The 11,371-nt window shown below is 61.7% G+C and carries 5 protein-coding genes and 1 pseudogene; 5 read left to right on the forward strand and 1 reads right to left on the reverse strand.

Annotated features, from left to right (window positions below):
• Positions 1 to 4: 4 nt before the first annotated feature.
• Entirely contained in the window at positions 5 to 430 is a 426-nt protein-coding gene (locus ACYAR8_RS00900) for a VOC family protein (RefSeq protein WP_074883781.1), read from the reverse strand.
• A 302-nt stretch (positions 431 to 732) separates the two neighbouring features.
• Between ACYAR8_RS00900 and ACYAR8_RS00905 the strand changes: the two genes are divergently transcribed.
• The 5 genes and pseudogenes from ACYAR8_RS00905 to ACYAR8_RS00925 all read left to right on the forward strand — a co-directional run bounded on the left by ACYAR8_RS00905 (position 733) and on the right by ACYAR8_RS00925 (position 11,053).
• Positions 733 to 1,245: an acyloxyacyl hydrolase gene (locus ACYAR8_RS00905; RefSeq protein WP_463578783.1), complete on the forward strand. Its 513-nt coding sequence runs from the start codon at positions 733 to 735 to the stop codon at positions 1,243 to 1,245.
• 327 nt (positions 1,246 to 1,572) lie between these two features.
• A pseudogene (locus tag ACYAR8_RS00910) lies at positions 1,573 to 2,607 on the forward strand (HAMP domain-containing protein); the annotation flags it as partial.
• Positions 2,608 to 2,697: 90 nt separating this feature from the next.
• Entirely contained in the window at positions 2,698 to 3,462 is a 765-nt protein-coding gene (locus ACYAR8_RS00915; protein ID WP_425438840.1) for a methyl-accepting chemotaxis protein, read from the forward strand.
• Positions 3,463 to 3,600: 138 nt separating this feature from the next.
• Positions 3,601 to 4,812 (forward strand): GGDEF domain-containing protein, encoded by a 1,212-nt coding sequence (locus ACYAR8_RS00920; RefSeq protein WP_463578784.1) that lies wholly within the window; start codon positions 3,601 to 3,603, stop codon positions 4,810 to 4,812.
• A 625-nt stretch (positions 4,813 to 5,437) separates the two neighbouring features.
• Complete coding sequence (locus tag ACYAR8_RS00925) at positions 5,438 to 11,053, forward strand: putative Ig domain-containing protein (RefSeq protein WP_463578785.1); 5,616 nt, start codon at positions 5,438 to 5,440, stop codon at positions 11,051 to 11,053.
• Positions 11,054 to 11,371: the final 318 nt, after the last annotated feature.

Below are 11,371 nucleotides of genomic sequence, written 5' to 3' on the forward strand. Positions count from 1 at the left end.
GCGGCTATTTGGCGAAGAGCTGGCTCATGTCCTTGAATGCCTTGAATTCCAGGGCGTTGCCGCACGGGTCGAACAGAAACATGGTGGCCTGCTCGCCGACCTGGCCCTGAAAGCGGATGTAGGGTTCGATCACAAACTTGGTTTCCCGGGCGCGCAGACGCTCCGCCAACGCCTCCCACTCTTCCCAGTGCAGGATGATGCCGAAATGCGGAACCGGCACGTCGTGGCCGTCTACCGCATTGGAATGAACGGATTCCTGTGAGGTGGTTTTCGGGTGCTCGTGGATGACCAGTTGATGGCCGTAGAAATCAAAGTCGACCCATTGCTCGCTGGAGCGGCCTTCGGAAAGACCGAAAACATCGCCGTAGAAGTGGCGTGCGGCGGCAAGGTCGTAGACGGGAATGGCGAGGTGGAACGGCGAGAGGCTCATGGTCGATCCTTGGGACGGGAATGATAGGGGACGATTGTTGACCTTAACGCAGGCCAGCAAAAGCGCATATCGCTTCTGCTGAGCCTCAATTATTTCGATCAATCACGCCTACGATGCTGCGCAAGCGCATCAATTTCACGAGGCTCGGCGGTGAGCACACCGCTTGAGTCGTGGCCAAGTCCAAATCCAAGCCCAGGCACTTTTTTACAAGGCCGACGGAACTTTAGTAGTGGCACTATGCCTTATATCCGCTCGGGTGATTTGTCCTCCCGGTTTTATTGACCTTTTTGGCTACCTCCACCATGAAAAAACTACTGCTCGCGGTCCTGTGCCTGTCTTCTTTCGCCACGAATGCTGACGCCACGCAAATTTCCGGGGCGCTGGGTGCCACCAGCCAGGGTGGCATCACTGGCCGCGTGGCCCTGGGTTTCGACTGGACCAAGGCGTGGCTGGAAAGCTCGACCGGCAAGCTGACCGGCTACTGGGATCTGGGCTACACCTACTGGGAAGCAGGCAAACAGGCCGGCGCTCGCCACTCGGCGTCATTTGCTCCGGTGTTCGTTTATGAGTTCGGCAGCGGCACGATCAAGCCGTTTATCGAGGCGGGCGTTGGCGTTTCGCTGTTTACCGGTGCGTCCGCCGGCGATCAGACGTTTGGCTCGGCGTTCAACTTCGAAGACCGCCTTGGCGCCGGCCTGAAACTCGGCGACACCCAGCGCGTGGCGGTCCGCGTGACCCACTATTCGAACGCGGGGATCAAAGAGCCCAATGACGGAATCGAGTCCTATGCGGTGGTTTACAGTCATACGCTTTGAGGGAGGTTCTAGCGGCAAGCTTCAAGCTGAAAGCTGCAAGTGGCGCGCCTGAGGCTTGAGCCAGCGCCGCCCAGCCACCAGAGGGCTGCTTTTGCAGCCCTTTTTTGGTTCTCTGCCCTGCTCCCCGTGCTGACCTCCTCGCTTTGTACGCCTTTTGCCTACCACCCCTTCATGACACGCCGTACATAAACCAAAGACCGATTGTCAGATTCCAGCCCTACAGAGGCCTGATTTACCCAGGAAAGCATTCATCTATCGCGCCGCCCGCCGATAGACCGGCAGACAGACTGCAATCCTTTCCCCGCAATCGCTTGAAGGCTCTACGGCATGACCAAATCCCTGAAATTCAGCCACAAAATTCTGCTGGCGGCCTCGCTGGTGGTGATCGCTGCATTCACCTTGTTCACCCTGTACAACGATTATCTGCAACGCACTGCCATCCGCGATCAGTTAAGGGAAAGTCTGACCCAGATGGGCGAAAGTACGGCCGGTAATATCCAGAACTGGATGTCGGGACGCATCCTGCTGGTGGAAAACGTTTCCGAGGGCGCCGCCGTGTCGCCGTCGCCTGAAGTGTTCAACCGTCTGCTGGGCCAGCCGACGCTGATCTCGACGTTCATGAGTATCTACCTGGGCAAGGCCGATGGCTCGTTCGTGACCCAACCGCCTGACGACATGCCCGGCGATTACGACCCGCGCACCCGCCCCTGGTACACCGATGCGCTGAAGGCCGGCAAAACCACCCTCACCGAGCCCTACCTGGACGCCGTGACCAAGGGCCTGATCGTAACGATCGCCACGCCGGTCAAAGGCCCTTCCGGAGTCGCTGGCGTTGCGGGCGGTGATCTGAGCCTCGAAGTGCTGGTGAAAATGATCAGCGCGCTGCGCCTGCAGAACGACGGCCATGCCTTTCTGGTCGACGCCAACGGCCGCATCCTCGTGCATCCGGACACCTCGCTGGTGATGAAAACCCTGGCCGAGGTCTACCCGAACGCTACGCCGCGGTTGTCCGAGGATGTCAGCGAAAGCGAGCACGCCGGCAATATGGAGGTCATCACCTTTGCTCACGTTGACGGTCTGCCTTCGGTCAACTGGTACGTCGGCATCGCCGTCGACAAGAGCCAGGCCTACGCCGCCCTGGGTGATTTCCGTAACTCGGCGATCGTCGCCACGATTATCGCCGTGGTGCTGATCATTCTTCTGCTGGGCGTGCTGCTCAACGTGCTGATGCGTCCGCTGAACACCATGGGCCGTGCCATGCACGACATCGCGGCGGGTGAAGGGGATCTGACCAAACGTCTGGCGGTCCTCAGCCAGGACGAATTCGGTTACCTGGGCAACGGCTTCAACCTGTTCGTTGAACGGATCCATGACTCGATGCGCGAAGTGGCCTCCTCCACCGTGCAGCTCAATGAAGTCGCATTGCGTGTGGTGAGCGCTTCGAACTCTTCGATGCTCAACTCCGACCAGCAAGCCAACCGCACCAGCAGTGTCGCGGCGGCCATCAACGAGCTCGGCGCAGCGGCGCAGGAAATCGCGCAGAACGCCGCCATGGCTTCCGGGCATTCCAGCGACGCCCGCAGCATGGCGTCCAACGGTCAGGCCGTGGTCGGTCAGAACATTCAGGCAATGAACCGCTTGTCGACGCGCATCAGCGGCGCCAGCGAGCAGATCGAACAGCTCAACACCAAGACGGCCAACATCGGGCAGATTCTCGAAGTCATCACCGGCATCTCCCAGCAGACCAACCTGCTGGCCCTCAACGCCGCCATCGAAGCAGCGCGCGCCGGGGAAGCCGGGCGCGGATTTGCCGTGGTGGCTGACGAAGTTCGCAGCCTGGCCCATCGCACTCAGGAATCGGCCAGTCAGGTTCAGAAAATGATCGAGGAGTTGCAGCACGGCGCCCGTGAAGCGGTGTCGATCATGAACGAGAGCCAGCGCGAGAGCCATGAGAGCGTGAGCATCGCCAACCAGGCCGGCACCAGCCTGGAAAGCGTGACGGTGCGCATCGGCGAGATCGACGCGATGAACCAGTCGGTCGCCACGGCCACCGAAGAGCAGACCTCGGTGGTCGAGGCGATCAACGTCGACATCACCGAGATCAACACACTGAACCAGGAAGGCGTGGAAAACCTGCAAGCCACGCTGCGCGCCTGTTCCGACCTGGAACGCCAGTCGGTGCGCTTGACGCAGCTGGTGGGCAGTTTCCGTATCTGAAGCAAGTCGGAGCGCTGTTCATCGCAAACCTGACGCTTGATCGGTCAGTGCTTGCCAAACCAGCGCTCCGACGAAATGATGGCACTAAGACACTACTCGTGATGTCACAGTCCGGTAACCCACCCCTTTTGGTGCAACATGCTTTCCTTTGTCCTCGATCGCCCTGACCCCAATGACGCGCAACTTCTTGCCGAAGTCGATCGCACCATCGCGTCGCGCTTTCGCAGTCTGCGTTTCAGCACTGACCTGGAACGTCGTTACGAAGCAGAGACGCTCGAGCAACGCCGCCAGTTTCTCACTGCCGTAGGCATCGGCGGCATCCTCATCTACAACCTGTTCATGGTCAGCGACTGGCTCAGCCTTAACGACATGTTTACCTACGTGGCGGTGGGCCGTGTCTGCCTGATGACGCCCATCTTTATCCTTCTGCTGATCATCGCCGACCGCGCCTGCACCCGACGCACTGTCGAGACAACGGCAGCCATCGGCACCGTCACGTGTTCGGTGATGCCGCTGGTGGTGATGATCTTCAGCGAAAGTCCGTTTCGGCTGCACTACCAACTGGGAATGCTGCTGATCATGGTGTATTGCACGGTGATCCAGCAGGTGCCAGTGCGGTGTGCGGCGGTATCAATGGCCTGCATGCTGGTCATCCAGCTAGTGACCACTTACCTCGCTGACTTCGCCGACTTTCAGATCTGGCAGGCCAATGCGCTGCTGTTCTTTTCCACCGCGGCGCTGCTGATGATGGCTTCGTGGTTTCTGGAACACGGCAGTCGCTTGAGTTATCTGTTTGCGTTGCGCGGGCGCTTGCTGCAATCGCAATTGGTGGAACTGGCGCGGATCGATTCGCTGACGCAATTGTTCAACCGGCGCTTTCAGGGCGAGGTGCTGGCATCGCTGTGGAGCCGCTCGGTGCAAGCGCCCACGAACGTCGCGGTCATCCTGCTGGACATCGATCACTTCAAATCCTACAACGATAATTACGGGCACATGCAGGGCGACACCTGCCTGCGTCTGCTCAGTGGCGTGATTCAGCGCACCGCGCAGAAAGCCAACGCCCTGACCTTCCGCTTCGGCGGCGAAGAAATCCTCGTGCTCATGACCGACGCCCACCCGGCCCAGGCCAGGGCGCTGGCGGAAAACCTGCGCTTGGCGGTCGCCGCGCTCAATGTCCCTCATCCGGTGCTGGGCGATGGCGCCAGAGTCACCATCAGCCTGGGCGTCGCCGTCGCCAGCGCACCGCACACCAGCGCCGAAGTGCTGATCGCCATGGCCGACAAAGCCCTCTATGCCGCCAAGGGCGAAGGCCGCGACTGCCTGCGCTGCGCCCCCGCTGAAGTGGCCTAACGGGCCCTACCCCCAAGCTGCGGTCCGACTGAATGACTGCGGTCCCACTAAAAAGCATCGCGTGCATCTGGAGAACTGGCTGGACGCGAACCCTGTGGGACCGGCTTTAGCCGGAAAGACGTCGGCATTCACACTGCAGAATTGAGGGTGCCCACACCGGCCCCTTCCCGGCTGAAGCCGGTCCCACTAAAAAGCATCGCGTGCACCCTGGGGAACTGGCTGGACGCGAACCTTGTGGGACCGGCTTTAGCCGGGAAGACGTCGGCATTCACACTCCAGAATTGAGGGTGCCCACACTAGCCTTCCCGGCTGAAGCCGGTCCCACTATCTGACCGCATGTATATGCCAGTCCGTGATGATCATGCAGGACTGGCTTTAGCCGGTCCCACTAACCCTCCGTATACCCCGGCGATCTACCCTCTCGCCCGCGAAAGTGCCAGAAAAGCACAGCCCTAAAGCGTCAATTAGGTGACGCATAAAACCATCCAAATGTGCCGATCGTCACAAAACGACGGTTTCCCGACATACGGCTACAACTTTTCCGTTGAGTTAGGTCATACCTGCTGCAGTGCCGATTGGAAATTGGCACGCAGCGTGACCTCAGCCTGTGAACGGAGATAAGTACATGATTTTTAACGTCCAAAATTTTGGCGCCAAGGGAGATGGCGTCTCTGACGACACCGCGGCCATTCAACAAGCGATTGATGCGGCAGCGGCGGCCGGCGGAGGACAAGTCTATGTACCCCCCGGGACCTACATCGTGTCGGGCGGTGAAGAACCGTCCGACGGCTGCCTCATGCTCAAAAGCAACGTCTACATGTACGGCGACGGCATGGGCGTCTCGAACATCAAGGTGGCAGACGGTTCCGACACAAAAATCACCGGCGTGATCCGCTCTGCCTACGGCGAAGAGACCCACGATTTCGGGCTGAGCAACCTGACCATCGATGGTAACCGCGACAACACCACCGGCAAGATCGACGGCTGGTTCAACGGTTTCATCCCCGGCCAGGCAGGGTACGATTCCAACGTCACCCTCGACGGCGTGGAAATCAAGGACTGCTCCGGTTACGGCTTCGACCCCCACGAACAGACCGTGAACATGGTCATCAAGAACAGCGTGTCCCATGGCAACGGCCTGGACGGCTTCGTCGCTGACTTTCTGAGCGACAGCACCTTCGAAAACAACGTCGCCTACGACAACGATCGCCACGGTTTCAACGTGGTCACCAGCAGCCACGACTTCACCCTGAGCAACAACGTCGCCTACGGCAACGGCGGTGGCGGCATCGTCGTGCAGCGCGGCAGCGAGAACATCCCTTCGCCGAACAACATCACCATCACCGGCGGTGAGGTCTATGGCAACGGCGCCGAGGGCGTGCTGATCAAGCTTTCGAGCGAGGTCACCATGACCGGTGTCGACATCCACGACAACGCCAGCGCCGGCGTGCGCATCTACGGCAGCAACAACGTCGACGTGATCAACAACACCTTGAGCAACAACTCCCTGGGCGGCGGCGTGCCGGAAATCATCATTCAGTCCTACGACGACACCAACGGCGTTTCCGGCAAGTATTTCAACGGCAGCGACAACACCGTTCAGGGCAACACCATCAACGGCAGCGCGCTGTCCACCTATGGCGTGGCCGAGCGCAACGAAGACGGCACCGACCGCAACGCAATCATCGGCAACACCATCAGCCACACCACCAAGGGCGACACGCTGCTGTACGGCGATGGCAGCTACGTCAGCGCCACCGTACCCGTCGTGGCGGTGCAAGGCACCGATGGCAACGATACCCTGCTGGGCAGCGACGCCAACGAGATCTTCTACGCCGGCGCGGGCAATGACACCGTCAACGGCGGTGGCGGCAGCGACATCCTCATCGGCGGTGCCGGCGTCGACAAGCTGACCGGCGGTGCAGGCGCGGACATCTTCCGCTTCACCAGCGAAACCGACAGCTATCGCACCGCGACCACCAGCTTCGACGACACCATCACCGACTTCGACCCGACCCAGGACAAAATCGACCTCGCCGGCCTGGGCTTTACCGGGCTGGGCAACGGCCGTGGCGGCACCTTGCAGGTGAGCTACAGCGCCAGCAACGACCGCACCTACATCAAGGATTACGATGCCGACGCCAATGGCAATCGCTTCGAGCTGATCCTGGCCGGCAATCTGGTCAGCGCACTGACCGCCGACAACTTCATCTTCAACCGCACCCTCACCGGCACCGTCGGCAACGACTCGCTGCAGGGCACTGACGGAGCCGACACGCTGTTGGGCCTTGCCGGCAATGACAGCCTGGCAGGCGGCGGCGGTGACGATCGCCTCGACGGCGGCGCCGGGCAGGACACCCTGAGTGGTGGCGCCGGCGCGGACACGTTTGTGTTCTCCAGCCGCATGGACAGCTATCGCAACTACAACGCCGATGGCGCGAATCTGGGCGACGTGATCACTGATTTCGACGTCACCTCTGACAAGATCGACCTTTCCAAGCTGGGCTTCACCGGCCTCGCCAACGGCATGAATAACACCGTCTACGCGGTGCTCAACGACGTGGGCGACAAGACCTACATCAAGTCGCTGAACGCCGATGCCGAGGGCAACCGCTTCGAAGTCGCGCTGGTGGGCAACTACCTCGACAAGCTGACCAGCGCCAACTTCGTGTTCGCCACCGCACCGACGGTGAATCAGGCGCCGGTCGTTGCCAACCCGCTGCTGGACCAAAACGCTACCGAGAACACACCCTTCAGCTACGTCGTCCCCGGCACCAGCTTCACCGATCCGGACAACGACAACCTCAGCTACACCGCCACCCTGGCCGACGGCACTGCCCTGCCGGCGTGGCTAAGCTTCGATGCCGTGACCCGCACGTTCAGCGGCACCCCGGGCACCACCGCGTCGGGCACCTACGCAATCAAGATCACCGCGAGCGACGCCAGCAACGCCACTGTCAGCGACAGCTTCACCCTCGCCGTCCAGGACGTGCCAGTGACGCCGGGCGAGATCAACGGCACGCCGGGCAATGACACCCTCACCGGCACCACCGGCAACGATCAGCTCTTCGGCGGCGCGGGCAACGACACCCTGAATGGCGGCGACGGCAACGATGTCCTCATCGGTGGCGCCGGTGCCGACAAACTCACCGGTGGCGCGGGATCGGACGTGTTCCGCTTCACGTCCACCCAGGACAGCTACCGCACGGCGACCACCAGCGCCAGCGACCAGATCCTCGATTTCGATGTGGCTGCCGACAAGATCGACGTCTCGGCCCTGGGCTACAGCGGGCTGGGCAACGGCCTCAACGGCACGCTGCAAGTGACCTATAACGCCAACACCAACCGCACCTACGTCAAAGACAACGTCGCGGACGCCAGCGGCAACCGTTTCGAGCTGTCCCTGGCGGGTAATCTGGCCGGCAGCCTCAACGCGAGCCATTTCGTCTTCACCCATCAAAACGTGCCTATCAACGTCGCGCCGGTGGTGGTGATTCCGCTGCTGGACCAGAACGCAACGGAAAACTCGCCATTTACCTACGCGGTCACCAGCAACAGCTTCTCCGACGGTAACAACGACACGCTGACTTACACCGCGACCCTGGCCGATGGCAGCGCCCTTCCCGACTGGCTCACCTTCGACAGCACCCGCCTGACCTTCAGCGGCACGCCCACCAGCACCGCCTCCGGCAATTACACACTGCTGATCAAAGCGACTGATCCGTCGGGCGCGTCAGTCAGTGACAGCTTTGCCCTGGCCGTGGCCGATGCGCCGGCCAGCACCATCACCGGCACCGACAATGGCGAAGCGATCGCGGGCACCGCAGGCGCCGACCTGATCCTCGGGCTGGGCGGCAACGACACCATTCGCGCCGGCGCAGGCCCGGACATCATCGACGGCGGCGCAGGTCGCGACTCGCTGTACGGCGGCGACGGTGCCGACACCTTCCGCTACACCAGCGTCCAGGACAGCTACCGCGACTACACCACTGGCGGAGTGACGGCCACCGACACGATCTACGACTTCACCCACGGCGTGGACAAGATCGACGTGTCGACCCTGGGCTTCCTCGGCCTGGGCGACGGCAGCAACGGCACGCTGTACCTGAGCCTGAACGCGGCCGGCGACAAGACGTACATCAAATCCAGCGTGCCTGACGCCGACGGTCATCGCTTCGAGATCGCCCTGAGCGGTAACTACCTGAACACCCTCACCGCAGACGACTTCGTGTTCGGCTCGCGGGCCGACCAGGACATCCTGTTCCTGCCGACCCTCGGCCAGTCCAACGCCCGTCTGTTGCGCATGACCGAAGACGACAGCCAGTCCGGCACCACCATGCTGGTGGACGGCCTGAGCAAGTACACCACCTACGACGTGCGCAGCCAGTTCAACGACGCCGACGGCAATGGCATCGACATCGCAGTGGGCGGCAGCACGGTCAACGGTATGTCGACCCTCGGCGCCGAAGAGCTGAAGTTGTGCTGGTGGCTGACCGACACCGACCAACCGGGCCCGGCCCTGTTGCGCGCGGTCGCGCTGTTGAACGACCAGCTCTCCGAGCTGAAAGCGGTCGACAACGTGACCATGGGCATCATCTGGGGTCAGGGCGAGGAAGCGGCGCAGGAAATCGCCCGCGCCTCGGACAAGGAAGCCGCCGCAGCGGCGTACAAGGCGGCGACCTTGTCGGTCTTCGATTACCTGCACGCGCAGTTCGGCAACTTCAACGTGTACATGATGGAAACCGGTCACTACGACCAGGACGCCGCCCGCGCCCGTGGCTTCTCGGAAGAGAAGATCGCCGGCATCGTCGAGGGCGTGGGCTATGTGCGCGCTACCCAGGAAGCAATTGCCGCCCAGCGTGACGACGTGAAGATTGCAGTCGACTACACCGACCTGCCGTTGCGCCACGAGGTCGACCCGCTGGTCTATCCCGATGACGTCTGGCACTTGCACGAAGAGTCTGCCGAGATCGTCGGCCAGCGTCTGGCGGACTACATTGCCGATGACCTGGGCTTCAAAGGCGACCCCAGCGACAACAATAGCGTGCAGGCGATTTTCGACGGGGTGCAGAACGAAGGCGGCCTGATCTTCGGTACCGACCAGGCCGACACCCTGGTGGGCTCGTCCGGCAATGACACGCTGGACGGTGACCTCGGCGCCGACAGCATGAGCGGTGGCGATGGCAATGATATTTACATCGTCGACAACGCCTTCGACAGCATCACCGAAAGCAGCGACTCGCCTTCGCAGATCGACACCGTGCAGGCGTCGGTCAGCTGGACCCTCGGCGCGAATCTGGAAAACCTGGTGCTCACCGGTGTTTCAGCCATCGACGGCAACGGCAACGAGCTGCGCAACTTCATCACCGGCAACGCGGCGGCCAACGTGATCGACGGCGCAGGCGGTGCCGACAGCATGAGCGGCGGCAACGGCAACGACACGTACTACGTCGACGACAGCGGCGACAGCGTGATCGAAACCAACGCCGATCGCGTCACCGGCGGCATCGACAGCGTGCACAGCACCCTGGCGACGTTCACCTTGGGCAATAACGTCGAAAACCTGTACATCGACAGCATTGACGCGGCCAACGGCATCGGTAACGCCCTGGACAACGTGCTGTTCGCAGGCAGCGGCGATAACGTGATGGACGGGCGCGGCGGCAACGACACGGTGTCCTACTACGGCGCGCAGGCCGGCATCACCGCCACCCTGTCGACCTCGGCGCAGCAGAACACCGGGGGCTCAGGCCTGGACACGCTGAAGAGCATCGAGAACCTGATCGGCAGCGCCTTCGACGACAGCCTGACCGGCAACAGCGGCGCCAACGTGCTCAACGGCGGTGCCGGCAATGACACGCTGATCGGCGGCTCGGGCAATGACCGTTTGATCGGCGGCGCTGGCACTGACTCGCTCACCGGCGGCACCGGGGCGGACACCTACGTGTTCGACTCCATCGCCGACATGGGCGTCGGTGCATTGCGTGACGTGATCAACGGCTTCAAGAGTGCCGAGGGCGACCTGCTCGACTTCAGCGCCCTGGACGCCAATCCGCAGACCACGGGGATCGACGCGTTTACTTTCATCGGCAGCAATGCCTTTGACAGCAATGACGCGACCGGGCAGATACGCTTCGCTGACGGGATCCTCTACGGCAGCATCAACGCCGATGCGACCCCGGATTTCGAAATCCAGTTGGTCGGCGTCAAGGAGCTGCACGTCACTGACCTCGTTGCCTGAGTAATCGCGTAAACACAAAAACGGCCTCCGCAATGGAGGCCGTTTTTTTGCGCGACCGGTACGCCCGCGTAGACCGCGAAACACACCCAGGTTGCGCACCTACAGGTTTTGCGGACACCGCGACTATCCGGTTGGGCGGAGATCAATGGTAGGAGCGTGGCTTGTCCCGCGATCGGCTGCGCAGCAGTCGTAAAGCCTGACGCCTCGGTTTTACCGCGATAACGCGACTACCGGATTACTGCCGCTTCGCGCCAGATCGCGGGGCAAGCCACGCTCCTACGGGTTATTCATTCACCGCGAATCTTCGGCTGGATAGCG

It is taken from the genome of Pseudomonas sp. HP_01, from assembly GCF_055284355.1.